This window comes from Nocardiopsis sp. CA-288880 (genome assembly GCF_050955985.1).
GTDB lineage: Bacteria > Actinomycetota > Actinomycetes > Streptosporangiales > Streptosporangiaceae > Nocardiopsis > Nocardiopsis tropica.
The window spans coordinates 5,474,979-5,500,101 of record NZ_CP192105.1; the positions used below are offsets into that span (position 1 = coordinate 5,474,979).

Annotated in this window: 20 protein-coding genes; 3 read left to right on the forward strand and 17 right to left on the reverse strand. The window is 71.4% G+C overall.

Going from position 1 to position 25,123, the window contains the following annotated elements; translation table 11 throughout:
* Positions 1–211 precede the first annotated feature (211 nt).
* The 7 genes from ACQPYD_RS23710 to uvrB form a co-directional block, all read right to left on the reverse strand.
* Positions 212–1,234, reverse strand: a complete 1,023-nt coding sequence (locus tag ACQPYD_RS23710; protein ID WP_433702109.1) for a site-specific tyrosine recombinase XerD — start codon at positions 1,232–1,234, stop codon at positions 212–214.
* Positions 1,235–1,285: 51 nt separating this feature from the next.
* Positions 1,286–1,954 (reverse strand): NUDIX domain-containing protein, encoded by a 669-nt coding sequence (locus ACQPYD_RS23715; protein ID WP_433697763.1) that lies wholly within the window; start codon positions 1,952–1,954, stop codon positions 1,286–1,288.
* A gap of 40 nt (positions 1,955–1,994) precedes the next feature.
* Positions 1,995–3,635 carry a CTP synthase gene (locus tag ACQPYD_RS23720; RefSeq protein ID WP_267945735.1) on the reverse strand — a complete coding sequence of 547 codons (1,641 nt, stop codon included), beginning with the start codon at positions 3,633–3,635 and terminating at the stop codon, positions 1,995–1,997.
* A gap of 445 nt (positions 3,636–4,080) precedes the next feature.
* The gene (locus tag ACQPYD_RS23725; protein WP_433697764.1) at positions 4,081–5,004 is read right to left on the reverse strand and encodes a hydroxymethylglutaryl-CoA lyase; all 924 of its coding nucleotides are present in this window, start codon (positions 5,002–5,004) and stop codon (positions 4,081–4,083) included.
* A 97-nt stretch (positions 5,005–5,101) separates the two neighbouring features.
* On the reverse strand, positions 5,102–6,097 hold the full coding sequence (locus ACQPYD_RS23730; RefSeq protein WP_433697765.1) for a GNAT family N-acetyltransferase: 996 nt from the start codon (positions 6,095–6,097) through the stop codon (positions 5,102–5,104).
* Positions 6,098–6,470: 373 nt separating this feature from the next.
* Positions 6,471–6,929, reverse strand: a complete 459-nt coding sequence (locus tag ACQPYD_RS23735; RefSeq protein ID WP_433697766.1) for a DUF3060 domain-containing protein — start codon at positions 6,927–6,929, stop codon at positions 6,471–6,473.
* 194 nt (positions 6,930–7,123) lie between these two features.
* Positions 7,124–9,220 carry an excinuclease ABC subunit UvrB gene (uvrB, locus tag ACQPYD_RS23740; protein WP_433697767.1) on the reverse strand — a complete coding sequence of 699 codons (2,097 nt, stop codon included), beginning with the start codon at positions 9,218–9,220 and terminating at the stop codon, positions 7,124–7,126.
* A 160-nt stretch (positions 9,221–9,380) separates the two neighbouring features.
* Between uvrB and ACQPYD_RS23745 the strand changes: the two genes are divergently transcribed.
* Positions 9,381–10,496 (forward strand): hypothetical protein, encoded by a 1,116-nt coding sequence (locus tag ACQPYD_RS23745; RefSeq protein ID WP_433697768.1) that lies wholly within the window; start codon positions 9,381–9,383, stop codon positions 10,494–10,496.
* A 130-nt stretch (positions 10,497–10,626) separates the two neighbouring features.
* On the opposite strand, the gene coaE is transcribed toward ACQPYD_RS23745, so the two are convergent.
* From coaE to polA, 5 genes are all read right to left on the reverse strand, one after another.
* The gene (gene coaE / locus ACQPYD_RS23750) at positions 10,627–11,226 is read right to left on the reverse strand and encodes a dephospho-CoA kinase (protein ID WP_433697769.1); all 600 of its coding nucleotides are present in this window, start codon (positions 11,224–11,226) and stop codon (positions 10,627–10,629) included.
* Between the two features lie 64 nt (positions 11,227–11,290).
* A complete protein-coding gene (locus tag ACQPYD_RS23755; protein ID WP_433697770.1) occupies positions 11,291–11,794 on the reverse strand; it encodes a GNAT family N-acetyltransferase in 504 nt (167 codons plus the stop codon).
* A gap of 239 nt (positions 11,795–12,033) precedes the next feature.
* Positions 12,034–13,530 (reverse strand): 30S ribosomal protein S1, encoded by a 1,497-nt coding sequence (gene rpsA / locus ACQPYD_RS23760; protein WP_352986020.1) that lies wholly within the window; start codon positions 13,528–13,530, stop codon positions 12,034–12,036.
* 440 nt (positions 13,531–13,970) lie between these two features.
* Entirely contained in the window at positions 13,971–14,384 is a 414-nt protein-coding gene (gene arfB / locus ACQPYD_RS23765) for an alternative ribosome rescue aminoacyl-tRNA hydrolase ArfB (RefSeq protein ID WP_267945744.1), read from the reverse strand.
* 95 nt (positions 14,385–14,479) lie between these two features.
* Positions 14,480–17,296 carry a DNA polymerase I gene (polA, locus tag ACQPYD_RS23770; RefSeq protein WP_433697771.1) on the reverse strand — a complete coding sequence of 939 codons (2,817 nt, stop codon included), beginning with the start codon at positions 17,294–17,296 and terminating at the stop codon, positions 14,480–14,482.
* Between the two features lie 119 nt (positions 17,297–17,415).
* Between polA and ACQPYD_RS23775 the strand changes: the two genes are divergently transcribed.
* Positions 17,416–17,844, forward strand: coding sequence for a PaaI family thioesterase (locus tag ACQPYD_RS23775; protein ID WP_433697772.1), 429 nt, complete (start codon positions 17,416–17,418; stop codon positions 17,842–17,844).
* 473 nt (positions 17,845–18,317) lie between these two features.
* Complete coding sequence (locus ACQPYD_RS23780; RefSeq protein ID WP_433697773.1) at positions 18,318–19,568, forward strand: ABC transporter substrate-binding protein; 1,251 nt, start codon at positions 18,318–18,320, stop codon at positions 19,566–19,568.
* 380 nt (positions 19,569–19,948) lie between these two features.
* Here ACQPYD_RS23780 and ACQPYD_RS23785 read toward each other — a convergent pair whose 3' ends face one another.
* The 5 genes from ACQPYD_RS23785 to ACQPYD_RS23805 all read right to left on the reverse strand — a co-directional run bounded on the left by ACQPYD_RS23785 (position 19,949) and on the right by ACQPYD_RS23805 (position 25,111).
* Positions 19,949–20,806, reverse strand: coding sequence for an ABC transporter ATP-binding protein (locus ACQPYD_RS23785; protein WP_267945748.1), 858 nt, complete (start codon positions 20,804–20,806; stop codon positions 19,949–19,951).
* On the reverse strand, positions 20,803–21,672 hold the full coding sequence (locus ACQPYD_RS23790; RefSeq protein WP_433697774.1) for an ABC transporter ATP-binding protein: 870 nt from the start codon (positions 21,670–21,672) through the stop codon (positions 20,803–20,805). The genes ACQPYD_RS23785 and ACQPYD_RS23790 overlap by 4 nt, the downstream gene beginning before the upstream one ends.
* The gene (locus tag ACQPYD_RS23795; protein ID WP_267945750.1) at positions 21,662–22,651 is read right to left on the reverse strand and encodes a branched-chain amino acid ABC transporter permease; all 990 of its coding nucleotides are present in this window, start codon (positions 22,649–22,651) and stop codon (positions 21,662–21,664) included. Before ACQPYD_RS23795 ends, ACQPYD_RS23790 begins: the two co-directional genes overlap by 11 nt.
* A 12-nt stretch (positions 22,652–22,663) precedes the next feature.
* The gene (locus ACQPYD_RS23800; protein WP_433697775.1) at positions 22,664–24,226 is read right to left on the reverse strand and encodes an ABC transporter permease subunit; all 1,563 of its coding nucleotides are present in this window, start codon (positions 24,224–24,226) and stop codon (positions 22,664–22,666) included.
* A gap of 321 nt (positions 24,227–24,547) precedes the next feature.
* The gene (locus tag ACQPYD_RS23805) at positions 24,548–25,111 is read right to left on the reverse strand and encodes an ANTAR domain-containing response regulator (RefSeq protein WP_267950446.1); all 564 of its coding nucleotides are present in this window, start codon (positions 25,109–25,111) and stop codon (positions 24,548–24,550) included.
* Positions 25,112–25,123 lie beyond the last annotated feature (12 nt).

A 25,123-nucleotide genomic window follows, 5' to 3' on the forward strand; every position in this document is an offset into this window, starting at 1 on the left:
GCCACACCCCCTGCGCCCGGCGGCCGTCGGAAACTCAATATGTCGACAGCAACGTACCTCTGTGCGGCGACTCTAGATCGCCGACACGGCGCACTTCAACGAAACGCATGGGTAGAATCCCACGCCTTCGCCTCCGGAGGAAATCGGGCCGGGCAGGCCCGTTGTTCCACTTCGCCCGCCGGACAGGCCTTTTCGTCGACATAGCGCCACGTCAGCGTCGTGCACGCGGATGACTCGACGCATACACCTCACGCAAACGCTCCACCGTCACAAGTGTGTAGATCTGCGTGGTGGTGACCGAACTGTGCCCCAGTAACTCCTGCACGACGCGGATATCGGCACCCCCGTCGAGCAGGTGTGTGGCGAAGGAGTGCCGCAGGGTGTGCGGTGAGACACCCCCGGCCCCGGCGCGCTCCGCGACGGCCGCCAGCACCCCCCAGCCGCCCTGACGGGTCAGCCTCCCGCCGCGGGCGTTGAGGAACAGGGCCGGCCCGCCCCGGCCCGAGGAGGCCAGGGAGGGGCGGGCCCGCACCAGGTACGCGGACAGCGCCCGCCTGGCGTAGGAGCCCAGGGGGACCACGCGCTCCCTGCCGCCCTTGCCGCGGAACCGCACCAGGCCGACCGCCTCGTCCCCGCCGACCGCGTCGGCGACGTCGTCGACGTCCAGCCCGACCGCCTCGGAGATGCGCGCGCCCGTCCCGTACAGGACCTCCAGCAGGGCGCGGTCGCGCAGGGCGAGCAGCGCGGCGCGGTCCCCGGCGGGCGGGGCCGGGGCCCCGTCGGCCGGGCCCGCCGCGGCCAGGATGCGCTCCACCGTGTCCAGCGGCACCGCCTTGGGAAGCCGCATCGGCGAAGCCGGCGGGGACACCTCCGCCGCGGGGTCGCTCCCGGCCCACCCCTCGCGCACGGCGAACCGGTGCAGGCCGCGCACCGCGGCCAGGGCCCGCCCGGCCGACGCCGCGCCGAGCGGCGGACGCCCCTCCCCGCCCTCCCGCAGCGCACGCAGGAACCCGCCCACGTGGGCGGGCCCGACGCCCTCCGGGGAGGAGACCCCGGCGGAGGCCAGGTACTCGGAGTACCTCCGCAGGTCGCGACGGTACGCCAGCAGGGTGTTCGCGGCCAGTGCGCGCTCGGCGCTGAGGTGGTCCAGGAACGCCGCGCACACCTGGGCCAGCGGCCCGGCGTCCGCGGGGTCGCCGCCGGCGCCGGGGCGCGCCCCCCTCCCCTGCGGCACGGGGCCCCCGGGGTCCCCGGTCGGCGCGGCGGCCGGTTCGTCGCCCACGGGTCAGCCGGCGGGGAGCGCGCGCAGGGACGCGAAGCCGTCGGCGGAGGCGGCGTGCGCGGCCAGGATCCCGATCACGGTCGGACCGTTGTGCAGGCGCCCCTCCATGACCAGGCGCACCGCGTCCTCCAGCGGGACCCACTCCGCGGCGAGGTCGGTCTCCTCGTGCTCACGCACGAAGTCGATCTCCTCGGCCGGGACCTCGGACAGGCCCCGGGCCATGAACACGTGGATGCGCTCGTCGGAGAACCCGGGGCTGGGGAAGAAGTCGGGGAGCCCGTACCACCGCTCGGCGCGCAGGCCCGCCTCCTCGACCAGTTCCCGCCGGGCCGTGGGCAGCGGGCCCTCGCCCTCCACGTCGATCATGCCGGCGGGCAGCTCCCACAGGGTGTGCCGGGCGGGGTGCCGGTACTGGCGCAGCAGCAGCACCCGGCCGTCGTCGTCCAGGGCCAGGACGGCGGCCGCCCCCGGGTGCTGCATGTAGTCGCGCCCCGCGACCGTGGTGCCCACGCCCCCGGCCCCGGGCATCTCCACCCAGTCGGTGCGCATGGTGACCCTGGCGCTGCGGTAGCGCACCTCGGACCGGTCCACCGGCCACGACTCGGGGGCGTCCGCGACCTTCGCGTCCGCCCCCGTGGTCTCGTTCTCGGCCGGGTGGGTGTCACTGGGCATGGGATCGCCTCTCAGGATCGTGCCCCACCCGGGCCGGCGGTCAGGAGACCTTGTGCTCCAGAGCCGCCGCGATCAGCCCGCTGAAGAGCGGGTTGGCCTTGGTCGGGCGGGAACGCAGCTCCGGGTGCGCCTGCGTCGCGACGAAGAACGGGTGCGCGTCCCGGGGCAGTTCGACGTACTCCACCAGCTTGCCATCAGGGGAGAGCCCGGAGAACACCAGACCCGCCTCCTCCAGCCGGGAGCGGTACGCGTTGTTGACCTCGAAGCGGTGGCGGTGGCGCTCGGAGGCCTGCGCGGTGCCGTCGTAGAGCTCGCGGACCACGGTGCCCTCGCCCAGGTCGGCCGGGTACAGGCCCAGCCGCATGGTGCCGCCCATGTCGCGCTCTCCGGCCACGACGTCGGTCTGGTCGGCCATCGTCGCGATGACCGGGTCGACCGCCTTGTCGTCGAACTCGGTGCTGTTGGCCCCCTCCAGCCCCAGCACGTTGCGCGCGTACTCGATGACCATCGCCTGGAGGCCCAGGCAGATGCCGAGCAGCGGAACGCCGTTCTCACGGGCGTACCGGATCGCGCCGAGCTTGCCCTCGATGCCGCGCACGCCGAAGCCGCCGGGGATGAGCACGCCGTCGGCGCCGTCGAGCTCGGAGGCCGCGCCCGACGGGCTGGCGCAGTTGTCGCTGGCGACCCAGCGCAGGTTGACGCGGGTGTCCGTGGCGAACCCGCCCGCGCGCAGCGCCTCGCTGACCGACAGGTAGGCGTCGGGCAGGTCGATGTACTTGCCGACCAGCGCGATGGTGACCTCGTGGCCGGGCTGGTGGACGCGGCGCAGCAGCTCGTCCCACTCGGTCCAGTCCACGTCACGGAAGGGCATGCCCAGGCGGCGGACGACGTAGGCGTCCAGGCCCTCGCGGTGCAGCACCTTGGGGATGTCGTAGATGGAGGGGGCGTCGGGGGTGGAGACCACGCCGGCCTCGTCCACGTCGCACATGAGGCTGATCTTGGACTTGAGGCTCTGCGTGATGGGCCGGTCCGACCGGCACACGATCGCGTCCGGCTGGATGCCGATGCTGCGCAGCGCGGCGACCGAGTGCTGGGTGGGCTTGGTCTTCATCTCCTTGGCGGGGCCCAGGAAGGGGATGAGGGAGACGTGCAGGAAGAAGCAGTTCTCCCGGCCGATCTCGTGGCGGATCTGGCGGACCGCCTCCAGGAAGGGCTGCGACTCGATGTCGCCCACCGTGCCGCCGATCTCGGTGATGACGATGTCGACGTCGGGGGCGTCCATCGCGTAGATGCGCGCCTTGATCTCGTTGGTGATGTGCGGGATGACCTGCACGGTGTCACCGAGGTAGGCGCCCTGGCGCTCCTTGGCGATGACGCTGGAGTAGATCTGGCCGGTGGTGACGTTGGCCGTCGCGGCCAGGTCCACGTCCAGGAAGCGCTCGTAGTGGCCGACGTCCAGGTCGGTCTCGGCCCCGTCGTCGGTGACGAAGACCTCGCCGTGCTGGAAGGGGTTCATGGTCCCCGGGTCGACGTTGAGGTAGGGGTCCAGCTTCTGCATGGTGACCCGCAGACCGCGCGACTTCAGGAGTCGTCCCAGGCTGGAGGCGGTGAGGCCCTTGCCAAGACTGGAGGCGACGCCGCCAGTAACGAAAAGGTGCTTGGTACTCGCGGCGGATGCCAAAGTGTTGCTCCCGTGGGTTGAGTGGCTACGGCGGGCTCGGGACGAGCTGAGCGGCCGTGCGGCGGTCCGGTCGCGGGCGTTGGGATCTTCGCTCAGGCCGCCGGACTCCACGGGGCACCAGGATAACAGGCCCCCCGTCTGCACTCACCTGGGAACGCCGCGCACCGCACGGGTGTTCCCCGGCCCGACCAGCGCGCTTTCCCCGTGGGGAAGGGGCTTCGGGGCACGTCACACCCTCCGCGGACCCCGCGGCCGGGCCGGAAAAATCATCCGAACCCGGTCGGGACGGCCGCTCGGGCGGCTGCCCGGACGGCCCTCACGGCGACGAACACCACACCCGGGGGCGACCGGGGCCACGGCGCCCGGCACGCGGCCCGCCCCCCGGAGGGGGCGCGCCGCGTGCGGGCCCGCACGCCCCTGCTCGCGGCTCCCGGGACGGGAGGGGTCAGGCCGGGAACCCGCCGGCGCGGCCCAGGTAGGCGGGCGGCTGCTTGCCCAGCCGCTCACCCGTCCACCCACCCAGCGCGGCGGCGTCCGACAGGCTCACGCCCGTGTGCAGGCCGCTGCGGTGCAGCATGTACAGCAGGTCCTCGGTGGCGATGTTGCCGGTCGCCGCGGGCGCGAACGGGCACCCTCCGAACCCGCCCACGCTGGAGTCGAGCACGCGCACGCCCTCCTCCACGGCCGCGAGCGCGTTCGCATAACCCGTGTTGCGGGTGTTGTGGAAGTGGCAGCGCAGGGCTCGGCCGCCGGCGACCTCGGCAACCCGGCCCAGCAGGTCCCTCACCTGACCCGGCACCCCCACGCCGATCGTGTCGGCCAGGGCGATCTCCACGGCGGCGGTGTCGGCGATCCGGCGGACGACCTCCACCACCCGCTCCGGCCCGACCTCGCCGTCGAAGGGGCACCCGAACGCGGTCGAGACGGTCACGCTCAGCGGGATGCCCGTCCCCGCCAGCGCGGCGTCGATACCGGCCAGGGCGTCCAGCATCTCCTCCACCGTGCACCCCTGGTTGCGGACGCAGAACCCGTCCGTGGCGGGCACCGCCACGTTGACCTCCGACACCCCGGCGGCCACCGCGCGGTCCAGCCCGCGCCGGTTGAGCACCAGCCCGATGTGGGAGACCCCCGGCGCGCGCCGGACGCCCGCCATGATCTCCTCGGCCCCGGCCATCTGCGGGACGCGCTTGGGGTTGACGAAGCTGACCGCCTCGATCCGGCGGGCCCCGGCGTCCGCGGCGCGGTCGATCATCTCGATCCGCTCCTCGACCGACAGCGTCGTCGCCTCGTTCTGGAGGCCGTCACGCGGCCCCACCTCGACGATCTCGACGTGCTCCGCACCCTCGGGCCCACGGTCGTGCCTGGTCATCGTCCCCGCCTCTCCACGCCCCGTCGCGTTCTGCGCCCAGGCTAGTGGAGCCCCGCCCGCGGCCCCGGAACCGGGGTGGCCGGCGCCTCCCCGCCGGTCAGCGCAGGGCGAGCGCCGGACGGACCTCCCAGGTCGTCCACACCGGGCGGTACCCCATCCGGTGCCAGAACGGCCCGGAGAGCGGGTTCATCGCCGCGTAGTTCAGCACCGAGACGCCCACGCCGTGGCTGTCCAGGGCCTGGTGCGCCTGGCCGACCAGGGCGGTGCCGATCCCGTTGCCGCGCTCGTCGGCGATCACCACCGCGTAACCGATGTGCGCGATCGGCCGGGCGTTCACCAGGGGCTTGGCCCACCGCGAGCGCTCCGGCGGCGACACCCACATGAGTCCGACGGCACGGCCGCGGCGCTCCGCCAGCCAGATCCACGAACGCGAGCGGTTCAGCGCCCGCGCCGCCACCTCCCGGGTCTGCTCGGCGGTGTCCGGTTGCAGGAAGACCCCGCCGAAGTTCTGCTCGTACCGGTGCTCCTCCATCAGCAGCCCCACCACCTGGGTGAGGTCGCTGCGGTCGGCCAGCCGGATCGTCACGTCGCGCGGGGGCAGCGACGGGGGGACCCCGCGCCGCCGCTTGCGGGCCGCCAGGACCGTGTAGGGCTGGAGGCCGTGGCGCTGGAGCGGGATGATGCCGCACACGTCGCGGGCGGGCCAGCTCACCAGCGCCGCCGACTCCGAGCCGGTGCCCGTCGGCAGGTCCTCCAACTGGTCGCGCCAGCTGGTCAGCAGGGAGTCCAGGGCGCGGCCGGGGTCGGGCCCCCCGACGATGGGCGTGAGCCAGTGCTGGTCGGGCACGCCCCAGATCCGGCCGACCTCGCCGGGCTGGTACCAGGTGTAGTGCATGGTGCCCGCCGCGACCGTGCGGCCGTCCTCGTCGCTGACCGTCAGGAGCGGGTAGGAACCCGGGGCGAAGCTGACGGGTTCGGGCAGCAGCGGGTCCGATGCGGCCCAGCGCTGCGCGGCCGACCGCACCAACGGGTCCAGGCCGACGTCGCCTCCGGGCGACTCGTCGTGCCGCACCCGTGCGACATAACCGCTCATCCACCCCTCCCCTAGCGGATCCCCGCGCCGAGCGCGCGTCCCCTGACCGGTCGGCCGGACGGTGCGCGGCGCCGCCCGTGGCCGTCGTGCCGCCCCGACGGGACCGGATTCACCGCGGGCGGAACGAAACGACCGTACCGCCTCAGAACCGAACGGGAGAACCGAACAGTGAACAGCCGCCGAAAATTCACTCCGCTCGGCCGCGCCCGTCCGAAACTTTCGTCCGCCCGCCCCCGTCCGGGGCGTTGTGGACGCGCACCACGGTAACCGATGGAAGGTCACTCTCGGATGCCGGGGCGGTCAACGCAGCGACACGGAATCGTCCCGCTCCGTCGACGGTCCGGGGCGGCGCGCGGCGCTCCCCGGCCGCGGGTCACCCGTCGGCCGAGCCGCCCTCGGTGACGGTGGTGTTGCGGCCGTGGTTGATGACCTCGGGATCGCCGGAGGCGAAGGAGACGGTGTTGTCCACCCCGACCAGCACGATCTTGTCGGCGGAGCCCACGTCCACGGTCGACCCCCGGCCCGTGGCGCGCACCAGCCCGCAGTCGCCGTCCAGGACCACGACGGCGTCGTCGGCGGTGACGACGACCTCGCGGTCCCCGCACTCCTCGCTGACCTCGGCTCCGTCGTCCACGATGATGAGGACGTCCTCGTTGATGACGTTGTGCTCGGGGACCGCGGCCTCGTGGGCCGCGTCCTCCGGGGTGGGGGGCACCGCGGGCTCGTCCGACTCGTCCTGCCCGAAGGCCGTCCCACAACCGGTGAGCAGGACGGTGGCCAGCGACGCGGACACCAGCGCACCGCCCGCGCCCACCAGATACCGAACCCTCATGCGTCCCCCACAGCCGAATACACGGCAATCACGACATACGTCCTGCGTAAGGCCAAGAGTATGTCACGCGGAGGTAACTGCGCGACCTCATCGTTCTCGAAACGTGCCTCGCCCGAGACGCCGCGGACGGCCCCGACCGGGGGCCGCCGAGGCCGCACGCCCCCCGCCCGGCAGGGGTCGGGCGCGCCCGCCCCCTACTTCACACCGGCCGCGTCCATCCCGCGAAGCTCCCTCTTCAGCTCACCGATCTCGTCCCGCAGCCGGGCCGCGAGCTCGAAGTGCAGGTCGGCGGCGGCCTGGTGCATCTGCGCGCCCAGCTGCTCGATCAGCCCGGCCAGCTCGGCACGCGGCATCGCCGACACGTCCGCGCGCTCGCCCAGCGCCGGCACGGGGGCCTTGGCGCCCTGGGGGCCGCTGCCGCGGTACCCCGTGGCCATGAGCTCCTCGGTGTCCACGTCCTCCCGGTTCAGCGAGTCCAGGATATCGGCGATCTGCTTGCGCAGCGGGGTCGGGTCGATCCCGTGCTCGGCGTTGTACGCCAGCTGCTTCTCCCTGCGGCGGTCGGTCTCGTCCAGGGCGGCCCTCATCGAGTCCGTCACGTTGTCCGCGTACATGTGCACCTGGCCCGCGACGTTGCGCGCCGCGCGGCCGATGGTCTGGATCAGCGAGGTCTCCGAACGCAGGAAGCCCTCCTTGTCCGCGTCCAGGATCGCCACCAGCGACACCTCGGGCAGGTCCAGGCCCTCACGCAGCAGGTTGATGCCCACCAGCACGTCGAACTCGCCGACCCGCAGCTCCCTCAGCAGCTCCACCCGGCGCAGCGTGTCCACCTCGCTGTGCAGGTACCGCACCCGGATGCCCAGCTCCGCGAAGTAGTCGGTGAGGTCCTCCGCCATCTTCTTCGTCAGGGTGGTCACCAGCACGCGCTCCTGGCGCTCGGCCCGCACCCGGATCTCGTGGACCAGGTCGTCGATCTGCCCCTCCGTGGGCTTGACCAGCACCTGCGGGTCCACCAGGCCCGTCGGGCGGATCACCTGCTCCACCACGTCGCCGCCGCTCTGGCGCAGCTCGTAGCGGCCCGGGGTCGCCGACAGGTAGACGCTCTGCCCGATCCGCCCGGTGAACTCCTCCCACTTGAGCGGCCTGTTGTCCATGGCCGACGGGAGCCGGAAACCGTGGTCGACCAGCGTGCGCTTGCGCGCGGCGTCGCCCTCGTACATCGCGCCGATCTGCGGGACGGTCACGTGCGACTCGTCCAGCACCAGCAGGAAGTCCTCGGGGAAGTAGTCCAGGAGGGTGTTGGGGGCGCTCCCCGGCTCGCGGCCGTCGAAGTGCCGCGAGTAGTTCTCGATGCCCGAGCAGGTGCCCAGCTGCCGCATCATCTCCAGGTCGTGCGTGGTGCGCATGCGCAGGCGCTGCGCCTCCAGCAGCTTGCCCTGCCCCTCCAGCTCGGCCAGCCGCTCGGCCAGCTCGGCCTCGATCGACGCGATCGCCCGCTCGGTGCGCTCCTCACCGGCCACGTAGTGCGAGGCCGGGAAGATGAACATCTCCTGGCTCTCCCCCAGCACCTCGCCGGTGAGCGGGTGCAGCGTGAGCAGGCGCTCGACCTCGTCACCGAACATCTCGATGCGGATCGCCAGCTCCTCGTACACCGGGATGATCTCGACGGTGTCGCCGCGCACCCGGAACGTGCCGCGCGTGAACGCGGTGTCGTTGCGCGAGTACTGCATCTCCACCAGTCGGCGCAGCAGCTGGTCGCGGTCGACCTCCATGCCCACCGACAGCTGCGCCATCCGGTCCACGTACTCCTGCGGCGTCCCCAGCCCGTAGATGCACGAGACCGACGCCACCACGATCGTGTCCCTGCGGGTGAGCAGCGAGTTGGTCGCCGAGTGGCGCAGGCGCTCCACCTCGTCGTTGATCGAGGAGTCCTTCTCGATGTAGGTGTCGCTCTGCGGGACGTAGGCCTCGGGCTGGTAGTAGTCGTAGTACGAGACGAAGTACTCGACCGCGTTGTCGGGCAGCATCTGCCGGAGCTCATTGGCGAACTGCGCCGCCAGGGTCTTGTTGGGCTGCATCACCAGGGTCGGCCGCTGGAGCTGCTCCACCGTCCACGCCACCGTCGCCGTCTTGCCCGTACCGGTCGCACCGAGCAGGACCGTGTGCGGGTCCCCCTCGCGCACCCTCCTGGTGATCTCCGCGATCGCCCCGGGCTGGTCCCCCGCCGGTGTCATGTCCGAGATGACCTCGAACGGTGCCTCACTGCGCTTGATGCCGCTGACCGGTCGCACGTCGCCCTCTTCTCCCGCTCCTGCCTGCGGGGCGCCCCCGAGCCGCCCCATGTCCCCTCACACCTAACGCTACAGACAGCCCAGGACATCCCTGGGCGTCCGGGACGCCGGAGACTACCATCGGAGCCAGCGCCCAGCGCCCCGAGACGAGGTGCCAGCCGTGTCCCACCCCTCCAGGCCCACTTTCGACCCCGGCCTCCCACCGCGCGCGCTGGCGCGCATGAGGGCCCGCCCCGAGAAGCTCCTCCCCGCCTCCGCCGGCCCGCCCGGGCGGCCCACCTGGAGGCAGCTCGCCCTCCTCACCGCCACGGGGGGCGCCTCCCTGGCCGTCGCCGCCCTCCTCGCCCCCGCCCTGGGGCCCGCCCTCCTCGCCCTGCTCTGCCTGGGCGCCACGGTCGCCGTCCTGGTCCTGGTCTCCCTCAAGGGCTCCTTCTCCGACGACTGGGCCGACCTGGTCGTGCACTCCTTCTGGGCGCTGCCCGCGTCCGCGGCCGGGGTGCTCCTCGCCCGCCTGCTCCTGGACCGGGCCCTCGGACCGCTGGACCTGCCCGTGCCCGGCGACCCCGCCACCGCCGCCCTCTACCTGGCCGCGGCCGCGGGAGGCGCCGGCGCCGTCATGCGCCCCGGCATGGTGACCCGCCTGGCCGCCGAACACCACGACCGCTACGTCCTGCCCGAGGACTTCGGCCGCCCCTACGGCTACGCCACCCGCCGCGAGGAACCGGAGGCCCACCTGTTCGCCCGGGCCCAGCAGGCGACGGACCGTGTGGAGGAGGCCGCCGACGTGCTCGGCGACTCGTTCGAGGCCGGCCACACCCTCCCCCTCCTGAGGGAGGAGGAGTGGCGGCTGTCCCAGGAGCTGCTGCGACTCCGCTCCCTGCGCAGGGAACTGGTGCAGCGCACGCGCGAGGCCGTCTCACCGCAGGTCACGCGGGCGCTCGCGCCCCACAAGGAGGCGGTCGAACGCGCCCACCGGGCGATCGCCGACCGCGTCGGCGTCCTGGCCGACTACGGCGAGCGCGTCCACGCGGCCGTCACCGCGCACCGCGAATGGGAGCAGTGCCAGGCCATCGCCGACCGGGCCGGGGACTACGCCGAACTCGCGCTGTCCTCCGCCAGGGACACGATGCACACCGGGGAACTCGACGAGAGCCTGCTCGGCGTCGAGGCAGCCCGCCGCGTCCGCGAGGAGCTGGTGCGCGAGGCCGTCGACGCGGGCTCCTCCCTGACCGAGGCGCTCCACCGGGGCGGCGGGGAGGGCGGAGCCCCGCGGTGAGCCCGGCGCCCCGTCCGCGGGCCCGTACGAGCGGGAACCGCGGCGGACGCCGCGGCTGAGCCCCGCGCGGCAGGGCGCGACACACGGGAGGACGCGGCACGCGCCCGGTGCGGGGACGCGGCGGGGGCGCTCAGGCCCGGGCCCGGAGGTCCTCCCACAGGAGGGCGACCCGCTCCCGCAGCTCCTGCGGGGTCCCTGAGTTGTCGACCACCAGGTCGGCGGCGGCCAGCCGGGCGTCCCGGTCCGCCTGCGCCCGGATCCGCGCCCACACCTGCTCACGCGGCACGCCGCGGCTCCGCACGACCCGCTCCACCCGCACCTCGTCGGGGGCGTCCACCACCACGACCACGTCGTAGAGGGGCCCCAGGCCGTTCTCCACCAGCAGGGGGACGTCGTAGACGACGACCTCCACCCCCGCGGCCACCGCCTCCTCCATCAGCTCCGCGCTGCGCCGGGCGACCAGGGGGTGCACGATGGCGTTCAGCGCGGCGAGCCTGTCCGCGTCGGCGAAGACGATCTCGCCCAGTCTGGGACGGTCCAGCCCGCCCCCCGGGGCCAGCACCCCCTCGCCGAACTCCGCGACGACGGCGTCCAGCCCCGGCGTCCCCGGCTCGACCACCTCCCGGGCGATCGCGTCGGCGTCGACGACGGCCGCCCCGTAGGCGGCCAGCGCGGACGAGACCGTGCTCTTGCCCGAGCCGATCCCTCCGGTCAGTCCCACTCTCAGCATGTCCCGAACCCTAGACGGCCGGCCCCGGCCCGGTACGGGCGCCCCGCCCCGACCGTGCGGGACCTCACCCCGCGGCCCCGGAGCGCACCGCCGGAACGACCTCCTTGCGCATGTGCACCATCACCAGGTGGTCGGCCACACGCTCCCGCGACGTCTCCGCGTACCCGCGCTGCCGGTACAGACGCTGCTCCCCGGCGCCCTGGGCGCCGGTGGACAGGGTGAGGGAGGTCAGCCCGGGGTGGCGGACCGACAGCTCCTCCTCCACCCGGGTGAGCAGCGCCCGCCCGATGCCGAGGCGGCGCCGGTCGGGGGCGACCGCCAGGCGTCCCACGACGGCGTTGGTCCCCGCGACCGCCGCGCGGACCGCGCCGACGATCCGGGCGCCCTCCACGGCCTTGAGGACCAGGGCGTCCGGCTGCGCGAGCACCCTGGCGATGCGGTCCAGGCCCTCGGTGAGCGGGAGCACGAACGGGTCGCCGTGGGCCTGCGCCTCGTCGACGAACGCCGCCCGCTGGAGGGTGAAGACCTCACCCGCGTCCGCAGGGGTGGCCGGGTGGATGTCGAACACGTCGTCTCCTCACGCGCCCCGCCCGCCGGGGCACGCCACCGACCCTAGCCCGGCGGGGTCCGGCTACGGGGCCGTCCGCGCGGAACCGGCGCGCCCCGGTGCGGGCGGGCGCGGAAGCGACGCGGTCGCCGTCGACGCGGACCCGGCCCGTACCCCCGCGCGGACACGACGAAGGGCCGCCCCCCGAGTGGGGGACGGCCCTTCGCGGCTGTCAGGGGATCCTCTGCGGGACCTCCTGCCTAGGCCTCGCCGCCCGCGAGCTTCTCGCGGAGCGCGGCCAGGGCCTCGTCAGAGGCCAGGGCGCCGCTGCTGGAGGATTCCGAACCGGACGAGCCGGCGCTCTGGGCGCCACCGTCCGTGTAGTCGTCCTCTTCCTCAGGGGCGGGCGCGTTCGCAGCGTCGGCCTCGGCCGCACGGGCCTCCTCGACCTGCTTGCGGTGCGCCTCGAAGCGGGCCTGCGCCTCGGCGTAGCTGCGCTCCCACTCGTCCCGCTGAGCCTCGAAGCCCTCCAGCCACTCGCCGGAGTCCGCGTCGAAGCCCTCGGGGTACTTGTAGTTGCCCTGCTCGTCGTAGTCGGCCGCCATGCCGTACAGGGTGGGGTCGAAGTCCACCTGGTCCGGGGAGACGCTCTCGTTGGCCTGCTTCAGCGAGAGGCTGATGCGACGGCGGTCGAGGTCGATGTCGATGATCTTGACGAAGATCTCGGTGCCGACCTGGACGACCTGCTCCGGCACCTCGACGTGGCGCTCGGCCAGCTCGGAGATGTGGACCAGGCCCTCGATGCCCTCCTCGACGCGCACGAACGCACCGAACGGAACCAGCTTGGTGACCTTGCCGGGGACGACCTGGCCGATCTGGTGGGTCCGGGCGAACTGCTGCCACGGGTCTTCCTGGGTCGCCTTGAGCGACAGGGAGACGCGCTCGCGCTCCATGTCCACGTCGAGAACCTCGACGGTGACCTCCTGGCCGACCTCGACAACCTCGCTGGGGTGGTCGATGTGCTTCCAGGACAGCTCGGAGACGTGCACCAGGCCGTCGACGCCGCCCAGGTCCACGAACGCACCGAAGTTGACGATCGAGGAGACGACGCCCTTGCGGATCTGCCCCTTCTGGAGCGTGTTGAGGAACGTCTGGCGGACCTCGGACTGGGTCTGCTCCAGCCAGGCGCGACGGGACAGGACCACGTTGTTGCGGTTCTTGTCCAGCTCGATGATCTTCGCCTCGAGCTCGCGGCCGACGTACGGCTGCAGGTCGCGCACACGGCGCATCTCGACGAGGGACGCCGGGAGGAAGCCGCGCAGGCCGATGTCGAGGATGAGACCGCCCTTGACGACCTCGATGACGGTGCCGGTGACGACGCCGTCCTCCTCCTTGATCTTCTCGATCGTGCCCCAGGCGCGCTCGTACTGGGCGCGCTTCTTGGACAGGATCAGTCGACCTTCCTTGTCCTCCTTCTGGAGAACGAGGGCTTCGACCTGGTCGCCGACAGCAACGACCTCACCGGGGTCGACGTCGTGCTTGATCGACAGTTCCCGGGAGGGGATCACACCCTCGGTCTTGTAGCCGATGTCGAGCAAGACCTCGTCTCGATCGACCTTCACGATGGTGCCCTCGACAATGTCACCGTCGTTGAAGTACTTGATGGTCTCGTCGATCGCCGCGAGGAAGGCTTCCTCGGACCCGATGTCGTTGACCGCTACCTGGGGTGTCGAGGTGGCCTCGGTGCTGCTCGTCATTTGTGGGTGGACTCCGGATACGGACAGATTCAGAAAATGGGCATGCCGCGGGTTCGAGCCCGTCGATCCGTCATCCAGACGCAGAAAGCAGGGTCACGACGGAACCTGATCCGTCGGTGTACACCAGCCGCCTGGTTCCAGAGTGGTGACCGGAGCGGTGCGACACCTCTGCCCCCTGCTCGGAGACAGCAGCCGCCCGCACGAACCCACAACGGTCCCGCCAGAATATGAGACAAGGGCGTCCTGGTCAATCGGAACCCGGGGCCGCCAACCCGGCGAAGGGCACAATGGCCGCAACTTACCCGAGCATGGCGGTCAAGATCAACTGGACGGTACACCCACGTCCGCACGGGCGCACGGCGCCCCGCGGGGAGCTGTGCGGACATCCGCGGACCGCCTCCCGCACCCCCGGGAAAAAAAGTTACGGGCCCCGGTTCCGGTCAGTCCAAAGGAGGACGAGAGCGTGACCGTTTGACGTCACCGCGGCGCCGCTTGGCATCGAGGCGACGCTGCTCGGCCCGGCGCCCCGGCCTGGTCGCCCGCCGCCCCCGCGCCGGCGGAGCCGTCGCCTCGGCCAGGAGCGACTCCATCCGCTCCCGCGCCTCGGCCCGGTTGCGGACCTGCGACCGGTGCGTCTGCACCGTCACCGTCAGCACCCCGTCCACCAGCCGCCCCCGCAGGCGCTCCAGCGCCCGCCGGCGCCGCACCTCGCCCAGGGGACCGCACCCCGCCACGTCCAGGGACAGCGACACACGCGTGTCGGAGGTGTTGACGTGCTGTCCGCCCGGCCCCGAGGACCGCGAGAACCTCCACACCAGGGCGTCGGCGGGAACCGTGACCGAACCCACGGTCAACCCGCCCCCGTCGCCGGTCCCACCGCGCGCCGCCACCGTTCCCGCCTCCCGCGTCCCTCGCGGCGGCCCCGGGACCGGGGCCGCCGGCGCCCCGCTCAGTGCGCGGCGTCGTGCCAGTTCTGCCCGCTGCCGACCGAGACGCCCAGCGGGACACGCAGAGCATAGGCCGAGTTCATCTCGTGCGTCACGAGGTTTTCGACCTCCTCGCGCTCCCCCGGGGCGACCTCCACCACGAGCTCGTCGTGCACCTGGAGGAGTACCCGCGAGGACAGCCCCCGATCGGTGATCGCCGCGTCCACCTGAAGCATCGCCACCTTGATGATGTCCGCCGCCGACCCCTGGATCGGGGCGTTGAGCGCCATCCGCTCCGCCATCTCGCGCCGCTGCCGGTTGTCGCTCGTCAGGTCCGGCAGGTAGCGGCGCCGACCCAGGATCGTCTCCGTGTACCCGACCCGGCGCGCCTCCTCCACCACGGCGTTCAGGTAGTCGCGCACCCCGCCGAACTCCGCGAAGTAGTCCTCCATCAACCTCTTGGACTCCTCCGGCGTGATCCCCAGCTGCTGGGACAGGCCGTAGGCGCTCAACCCGTAGGCCAGGCCGTAGCTCATCGCCTTGATCCGCGACCGCGCCTCGCCGTCGACCTCCTCGACCGACACCCCGAACACCTGCGCGGCCATCTGGGCGTGGAAGTCGTAACCGCTGTTGAACGCGTCGATGAGCGCCTGCTCGCCCGACAGGTGCGCCATGATGCGCAGCTCGATCTGGCTGTAGTCCGCCGTCAGCAGCTCGTCGAACCCCTCGCCCACCACGAACGCCCGCCGGATGCGCCGGCCCACGTCCGTGCGCACCGGGATGTTCTGCAGGTTCGGCTCCGTCGAGCTGAGCCGCCCGGTCGCCGCCACCGTCTGGTTGAACGTGGTGTGGATGCGCTCGTCGTCGGCGATCGTCTTGATCAGGCCCTCGACCGTCGTCTTCAGCTTCGTCTGGTCGCGGTGGTGCAGCAGCACCCCCGGCAGCTCGTGGTCGCTCTGCGCCGCCAGCCACGCCAGCGCGTCCGCGTCGGTCGTGTACCCCGTCTTGATCTTCTTCGTCCTGGGCAGGCCCAGGTCCTCGAACAGGACCTGCTGGAGCTGCTTGGGCGAGCCCAGGTTGAACTCCCGGCCGACCACCTCGTGCGCCTTCTCCACCGCGCCCCGGGCCGCCGAGGCGAACTCCTCCTGGAGCCCCTCCAGGTACTCGCGGTCGGCGGCGATGCCCGCCCGCTCCATCCGAGCCAGCACGTCCACCAGCGGCAGCTCCACGTCGGCCAGCAGGTGCGTCCCGCCCCGCTTGTCCAGCTCCGCCGTCAGCACGCCCGCCAGGTCGCGGGTCGCGGCCGCCCGCACCGCCAGCAGGTGCTGGCGGCCCGAGCCCGCGTCGCCGCCCTCGCCCAGGTCCAGCGACAGCTGGTCGCCCGAGGTGTCCTCCTCCAGCTCCCGGCCCAGGTACCTGCGGCACAGGTCCGCCAGATCGAACCGGCGCTGCCCCGGCTGCACCAGGTACGCGGCCAGGGCCGTATCGCTCACCACCCCGCCCAGCGACCAGCCGTGCGCGCCCAGCGCCAGCAGGGCGCCCTTGTACTCGTGCACCACCTTGGGCCGGGCGGGGTCGGCCAGGAACCCCGCCAGCGCCTCGGTGTCGGCGGGGTCCAGCAGCGTCGGGTCGACGAACACCGCCGCGCCGGCCGGCACGCTGATCGCCAGCGCGTCCACCCGGCCCGACCCCTGCCCCCAGACCGCGTCCAGCGCGACCCCCGCCGGCGCCTGCGGCGTGAGGGTGTCGCTCTCCGGGGTGTCGGCCGCGGCGTGCTCGCGCAGCCACGCCGCCAGCTCCCCGGTGCCGGCCACCGTCAGGTCCACCGCGAACCCCTCGGCCGCCGTGACCGCGCCCTCCCCGGCCCCGCCGTCCCCGTCCGTCTTCAGGACCGCGTACAGGCGCTCGCGCAGGTTGGAGGCGAACTCCAGGTTGTCGAAGAGCGCGTCGACCCCGGCCCTGTCCGCCTCCCCCAACACCAGCGAGGCCACGTCGGCGCCCAGCTCCACGTCCGTGGCCAGCAGGTTGAGGCGCTGGTTGCGCAGGACGTCGTCCATGTGGTCGCGGAAGCTCTGCCCGGCCTTGCCGCCGATCTCGTCGGCGTGGGCGATCAACTCGTCCAGGGACCCGTACTTGGCGATCCACTTGGCGGCCGTCTTGGGGCCCACCCCGGGCACTCCAGGCAGGTTGTCGGCCTTCTCGCCCACCAGCGCGGCCAGGTCGCGGTAGCGCTCCGGGGGGACCGCGTACTTCTCCTCGACCGCCGCCGGGTCCATCCGCCGCAGGTCGGACAGGCTCTTCCCCGGGTAGAGGACCGTGCAGGAGTCGGTGACCAGCTGGAAGGCGTCCCGGTCGCCGGAGGCGATGAGCACCTCCATACCGGCCTCGCAGCCCTGGCGGGCCAGGGTGGCGATGACGTCGTCGGCCTCGAAGCCCGGCGCCGACAGGTTGGCCACACCGATCAGCCGCATCAGGTCCTGGGTGAGGGGCACCTGGGAGGGGAACTCCGGCGGGGTCTCGGAACGGCCCCCCTTGTACTCCTCGTACTCCTCGTGGCGAAACGTCGGGCCCGACAGGTCCCACGCCACCGCCACGTGCGTGGGCTCCTCGTCACGCAACAGCTTGACCAGCATCGACGCGAAACCGTAGACGGCGTTGGTCGACTGCCCGGTACTCGTGCCGAACTTGTCCACGGGCAGCGCGAAGAACGCCCGGAAGGCCATCGAGTGGCCGTCGAGGAGGAGAAGGCGCGGGCGCCCACCGCCACCCGCGGGGGCGGCACTGCCCGCCCCGGCGCTGGCCTGGGATGTCTGGTCGGGGGTCTCTCGATTCGTCACCACAGACGAATCCTAGGATGCGGAGCGGACACTTCGCGGCCACCCCCGCGAGGACCCCGGCCCCGCACCGGGCGGTTTCACCCGGCCCGGGCTCGTTTCCACCGAATCGGAAGGCACACATCATGACGACGGACTCCGAGGCCCTGCGCCGCATGCTCGACAACGGCGCCCTCGCGGGCGGCCTGGGCGAGACCATGGGCATCGAGGTCACCGAGGCCTCCGCCGAGCGCGTGGTGGGCCGCATGCCGGTGGAGGGCAACGTCCAGCCGTTCGGACTCCTCCACGGCGGCGCCTCCTGCGTCCTCGCCGAGTCCCTGGGCTCCATCGGCTCCACCGTCCACGCCCACCAGTTCGGCCGCATCGCCGTGGGCATCGAGATCAACGCGACGCACCACCGCTCGGCGACCTCGGGGTACGTGACCGGCGTGGCCACCCCGGTGCACCTGGGCCGCACCCTGGCCACGTGGGACATCACCATCACCGACGACCGGGGCCGCAAGGTGTGCACCTCGCGGCTCACGTGCATGCTCCGCGACGCGCCCGAGGCGTAGGGCACGCGCGCGGGCCGCGGGGAGGAGGGACCGCCGCGGACCGGCCGCGAGGGCTCCCACCCGACCGCGGCGCAATAACGGCCAAGGGATTTCCCTCATTCGGTAAGGACCACTTCGGACCCCCGCCCGGCGCTTTCCCGGCTTTCCCCGGCCCGACCCCAACCCTTGACGGTCGGGCTTCGTCATGCCTGGTCATCGCGACAGAATGCTTTCCCCCGTGTGCGCACAGCTCGCAACCGTCCAACCGGAAGCACGGGAATCCCCGTGATGACTACAGAGCCATAACAGCATGACGGCGAGTCGGCACCAACGCCCGAAATGTTCTTTCCGAGGTAGAACATCCATGATTAAGCTCCGCTAACGGTCCTGATTAAGTCATGCCACACACCGCGGGCATCAGGGCGCACACGCAACAACGGCACCGCTGCGACACGCAACGCGTGCTTCGCCGGTTGAACGGAGTGACCACGATCATGGCAAGCAAGAAGGTCCTGGGCCTGACTGCCGCAACCGCGGCCCTGGTACTCGGACTGACCGCGTGTGGCAGCGACGGCGGAGAGGGCGGCGGGGGCGACGCCGGCGGCGGCGAGGAGTTCACCTTCGGCGTCCTCTACCCGCAGACCGGCAGCCTCGCCTTCCTCGGCCCGCCCCAGATCACCGCGGCCCAGTACGCCGTCCAGGAGATCAACGACGCCGGCGGCATCCTCGGCACCGAGGTCCCCGCCATCGTCGAGGCCGACGAGGCCGGCGACAACGCCCAGGCCAACGAGGCCGCCAACGCCCTCGTCGCCGACGAGGTCAACGCCGTCATCGGCGCCGCCGCCTCCGGCATGACCCAGGCCACCTACGACACCATCACCGGTGCCGAGATCGTCCAGTGCTCCGGCTCCAACACCGCAGCCGAGCTCAGCGAGATCGAGGACGGCGGATACTACTTCCGCACCGCCCCCAGCGACGCCCTCTCCTCCATCGTGATGGCCCGCACCATCGCCGACGCCGGCCACCAGAACGTCGCCATCGTCTCCCGCGGCGACGACTACGGCCGCGGCTACGCCGACGGCCTCCAGGCCGAGCTGGAGAGCCTCGGCGCCCAGGTCACCGTCAACGAGACCTACGACCCCGAGGCCACCACCTTCGACTCCGTCGTCAACGCCGTCAGCGGCGACGAGCCCGACGCCGTCGCGCTCATCGCCTTCGAGGAGGGCGCGCAGGTCATCGCCCAGCTCCTGGAGTCCGGCGTCGCGGGCGACCAGCTGTTCATCACCGACGGCCTCAACGACGCCGGCCTCGGCGAGACCGTCAACGCCGACGACCCCGACAGCGTCAACGGCATCACCGGTGTGGCCCCCAGCGCCGACAACCCCGAGTTCACCGAGGGCCTCACCTCGTTCAACGAGGACCTCGACGTCTTCCAGTTCGCCCCCCAGGTCTACGACTGCGTCACCGCCATCGCCCTGGCCGCCGAGGCCGCCGACAGCGTGGCCCCCAGCGACTACGTCGCCGAGCTGCCCAACATCAGCCGCCCCGAGGGCACCGAGTGCGGCAGCTTCGCCGAGTGCCGCGACCTCCTCGCCGACGGTGAGGAGATCAACTACCAGGGCGTCAGCGGCAACATCGACTTCGACGACAACGGCGACCCGACCGCCGCCACCTTCGAGATCTTCCACTTCGGGGACGACGGCCACGAGATCCTCGCCTACGAGGAGCACTCCGTCGAGGGGTAACCCCCGCCGGGCGGCCACCCCGCGGTGACCCGCCCCCAGAACACCGGCACCACCGAGGCGCCCCGGGAACACCCGGGGCGCCTCTCCGCGTCCCAGGGGCACCCCGCCGAACCCCGCACCCCCCGCACCCCCGGCGCGGCCGCACGGCCGCACCCGCCCGACGGCCCCTCCCGGCCCGCCCCCGGACGGCACACCGCCCGGCCGCGGGCCGCACCGCGCCCCCGCCGCCCGGGCCGCACACCGCCCCTCGCCACCGCACAGACGGCCCCGCACACGGCGGAGAGGGCGCATACGGCCCCACGGGCCGCCGGGAGGACCACACCCCCGCACACGACGAAAGGGGCGGGACCCGCAGGCCCCGCCCCCTCCGCACTCCCCGGTCAGCCCTTCGCGAGCGTCCCCAGGTACAACTCGATCACGTTCGGATCGTTCAACAGATCCCCACCCGAACCCGTGTACGCGTTGCGGCCCTGGTCCAGGACATAGCCCCGATCACAGATCTGGAGGCACCGGCGGGCGTTCTGCTCCACCATGACCACCGAGACACCCGTCTCGTTGACCTCCTTGACCCGCTGGAACACCTCCTCCTGGTAGATCGGGGACAGACCCGCCGTCGGCTCGTCCAACAACAGCACCGAAGGGTTCATCATCAACGCACGACCCATCGCCACCATCTGGCGCTCACCACCCGACAGCGAACCCGCCTTGGCCTTGCGCCGCTCCCCCAACAACGGGAACAGGTCGGCCACCACCCCGAACCTCTCGGCGAACGAACGGGGCCGCAGATACGCCCCCATCTGCAAGTTCTCCTCGATGCTCAACGACGGGAACACGTTCTGCGTCTGCGGCACGTACCCCACACCGCGCTCCACCAGACTGTGTGCCGGCAGACCCGCGATACTCGCACCCCGCAGCGTCAGACCGCCCTCGCGCACCGGGATCAGCCCGAAGATCGTCTTGATCAGCGTCGACTTGCCCGCACCGTTCGGACCGATGATCGCCACGACCTCACCCTCGGTGAGAGTCAGGGTGCACCCGTTCAGGATGTTCACCCCCGGCACATAACCCGCCACCAGGTCCCGCGCCAACAGCAGGTAGTCCTCCGGACCGCCCACCTCCACGGCCTCGGCCCTCGCCTGCTCCAGGACCTCCTCACGGTGCTCCTGGACCACGGCCGCGTCCTCGGCCTCCGCCGGAACCCCGTCCGGACCCGGACCCGGGCCGCCCTTCCCCGTCATTCGCCACTCCCCTGGGTCTCGACCGTCTCCTCCTGGGCGCCCAGGTAGGCGTCGATCACCTGCTGGTCGGCACGGATGTCCGAGGGACGGCCCTCGGCGATCACCCGCCCCTGCGCGAGCACCACGATCCAGTCGCTGATACCCATGATCACGTCCATGTCGTGCTCGACGAACAACACGGTCTTGCCCTCGTCGCGCAACGCCGTGATGTGCCCCAGCAACGACTGCACCAGCGCCGGGTTCACACCCGCCATCGGCTCGTCCAGCATGATCATGCTCGGATCCGTCATCAGCGAACGCGCCATCTCCAACAGCTTGCGCTGACCGCCCGACAGCGAGCCGGCCATGTCGTCACGCTTGTCGATGAGCTTGAAACGCTCCAACAGGACCAGCGCACGCGCCGTGTTCTCCCGCTCCTGCCTCTGCCACACAGGACGCAGGAACGCACCCGCCATCCGCTCCCCGAACTGACCCGGCGCACCCAACAGCATGTTGTCCAACACCGTCATACGGGTCAGGGCCTTGGTCAGCTGGAACGTCCGCACCATCCCCGCACGCGCCACCTGGTGGCCGCGCTTGCCGTTGATCGCCCGGCCCTCGAACGTCCACCGGCCCCTGTCCACCCGGTCGAAACCGGTCAACAGGTTGAACAGCGTCGACTTGCCCGCACCGTTCGGACCGATCAACGCCGTGATCGTCCCCCGCTGCACCTCCACGTGCTCCACGTCCACAGCGGTCAGACCGCCGAACGACCGGGACACACCGTCCGCCACCAGAATGGGATCCGACTTCGCCGAACCCGGAACCGGCTCCGCGCCGACCATCCGGTCGACACCCGCGCCGACGTTCGCCTCGTCACTTGACATTGACCAACATCTCCTTACGGTCGCCGATGAGACCCTGCGGCCGGAACACGATCAGCACCACCAGCATCAACCCGGCGAACGCCAGCTGGATCGCACCGTAGTCCGGACCGTCCAGGAACGGCAGCCAGCCCAGGGCGCCCATGCCCTGCAGCACACCGTCGGTGAACGTCATCAGGAACCAGAACGCCATCGCGCCCAGCACCGGACCGAACACCCGCCCGGCACCGCCCAGCAGCAGGATCACCCACAGGAAGAACGTCACCTGCGGCTTGAACTGGTCCGGCTGGATCGACGCCTGGTACACCGCCAGCATGCAACCCGCCAGCGAACCGATCAGACCGCCCAGCACCAGCGCCTGCATCTTGTACGCGAACACGTTCTTGCCCAGGCTGCGGACCGCGTCCTCGTCCTCCCTGATGCCCTTGATCACACGGCCCCACGGGCTGTGCATCAACAACCACGTCAGACCGGCCATCACAGCCACCAGGCCCCACGTCACCACCAGGACCCACAAGTGGTTGCCGTTGTAGGCCAGCAGACCGAACCCGTACCGCTCACCCGCGTCGAACGGGTTCAGCGTCCGGAAGTCCGCCGACAGGTTCTGGAGACCGAAGGCGCCACCGGTCAACGGCTCCGCGAAACCCGCCCGGTACACCAGGCGGATCACCTCCGCCGCCGCGATCGTCGTGATCGACAGGTAGTCCGCCCGCAACCTCAGCGTCGGAATACCCAGCAGCAGCGCCAACACCAGCGCACACAACAGGCCCACACCGAAACCGGCGGCCAGCGGCAGATCGAACACCGCCACACTGATCCCGACGCCGTACGCGCCCACCAGCATGAAACCGACCTGGCCGAAGTTCAGCAGGCCCGTGTAACCGAAATGAATATTGAGACCGATGGCGGCGAGCGCATAGATCGCCGCGATCGGACCGAACGCCGAACGGGTAGATTCGGCGAGGATCGAAAGGATGTCCATCGTCTACCTCTCCTAGCCGACCCGCTCGCGCCGACCGAGCAGGCCCTGGGGCCTGACCAGCAGCATGAGGATCATCAGGGCCAGTGCCCACGCTTGCATGAGCTGGGACGGGAACCACAGGGTGGACAGCATCGCCACCAGGCCGACGGCCAGACCGCCGACCATCGCGCCGTACGCCGTGCCGAGACCGCCCAGGATGACCGCCGCGAACATCAGCAGCAGCAGGCGGAAGCCCATCTCGTACTCGACCACCTGGTTCAGCCCGTAGAGCACGCCGCCCAGAGCCGCCAGACCGCCGCCGAGACCCCACACGTACAGGGTCACCCGGTCCACGTCGATACCCGACGACTCCGCCAGGTCACGGTTGTCCGACACCGCCCGCATCGCCTTGCCGATCCGGGTGAACTGCAACAGACACGCCACGGCCACCAGCACCGCGACCGCCACGCCCATGATCACCAGGTCACGCGGCGCCATCGCCACCGGACCCAGCTGGACCAGCTCCTGGATCTGATAACCCGCATAGCGGTTGCGGCCCGCACCGAAGATCACCAGGATCACGTGGCGCAGAATCAGCGCCAGACCGATCGACACGATGAACATCTGGATCAACGCCACATTGCGGTGCCGCAGCGGACGCCAGATGTAGCGCTCCATCGTCCCGCCCAGCACCGCGCCCATGACCACCGCGATCGCGGCGGCCAACCACAGCGGCACCTGCCAGTCGATCGAGTCGCCCATGACCCCCAGCGTCGTCGCCAGCGCGATACCGCCGAAGATCGCCACCCACTGGGCCACGATCAACGTCGTCCGCGGAAGCCTCGCCTCCAGCAGCCCGCCGATCAGGACCGCGATCCCGATACCCGCGAAGATCGCCAACAGGGAATTGCCCAACCCCGCGGCGCCCGTGCTGAACAACAGCGCCACCATCGCACCGAAGGTCACCATGTCGCCGTGGGCGAAGTTGATCATCTTCGTCGTACCGAAGATCAACGACAGACCGATCGCGGAGATCGCGATCACCAGGCCGAAGAGGATCCCCGACACGGTCAGCTGCAGGAACTGGGCTCCGAAGGAACTGCCGCCGCCCGTCGTCGGCGCGACCGACCCGTCCTCTCCCCCGGCCTCGCCGCCGGAGTCGTCCGCCGCGTCGTCCGAGGGGGACTCCGAGGCGTCACCGCCCTCCGCGGCGCCCGCGCCCTCCAGGGCCACGATGAGGGGACGCCGGTCGTCGGCCTCGACCTCGACCTCGGTCTCGCCGTCGACGATGATGCCCTCTCGTACGACGTACTCGCTGGGGACGGACTCCTGGTCCACCACTACGCGGTAGGTGCCCGGTTCGGGCAGCTCCACTTCCCACATTCCATCAGAGTCGGTCTCCGCCGCCCCGATCTCGTCCTCACCGTCGTAGACCGTGATCCCGATGCCTTCGACACCTTGATCCCGGTTCTCCGGGTTGAGGATCTGACCGTGCAGCGCTTCACCGCCCTGTTCGTCTGCCGCTGCCACTGGCCCGGGGATCACCAGGATGGCGGTGATCAGGGCGAGCAACACGGTCACGAGACGTGTGCGCACGCGCGCTCCTTGCGCATCTGAGGGTGACGGCACCAAATGCGAGCATTCGACACCGCTTGTCCTTTACTGTTCGGTGCGGCGAGTTTAGCCCGGTTTAGCCTGGTCATTCAGCAGAGCTAAAGCCACGTGACCCAACCGTCACCCCATTGTGCGCAAACGAGATCAAAATGGTATCCATCGCCCGTTGACGGTGGCCATTCGTCTAGGTTTCGTCACCCCCGGCACACCGGCCCTCACCCTTCCTCCCCCGGACACGACAACGGGGCCGCACCCGGTCGGGTGCGGCCCCGGTTCAGGGTCGCGGGGGTCGGCCCGGTCGGCCTACTGTCCCCCGAGGGTCTCGACGACCGTCTCTGCGACCTTCCTCATGGTCAGTCTCCGGTCCATCGAGTTCTTCTGGATCCACCGGAACGCCTCGGGCTCACTCATCCCGTGGCGGCCCTGGAGAAGCCCCTTGGCCTGCTCGACCAGCTTGCGGGTCTCGAGACGGTCCTGGAGGTTGCCGACCTCCGACTCCAGCGCCGCCAGTTCGGCGTAGCGGGAGGTGGCCATCTCGATGGCCGGCACGAGGTCCGACTTGTTGAACGGCTTGACCAGATAGGCCATGGCCCCGGCGTCCCGCGCGCGCTCCACCAGCTCCCGCTGGGAGAAGGCGGTCAGGATGACGACCGGAGCGATGCGCTCACCGGCGATGCGCTCGGCGGCCGAGAGGCCGTCGAGCACCGGCATCTTGATGTCGGTGATCACCAGGTCGGGCTTGAGCTCCCGGGCAAGCCGGATAGCGGTCTCCCCGTCCCCGGCCTCGCCGACGACGGCGTAACCGTCCTCTTCCAGCATCTCCTTGAGGTCCAGGCGGATCAGGGCCTCGTCTTCCGCGATCACCACACGGCTCTGCGT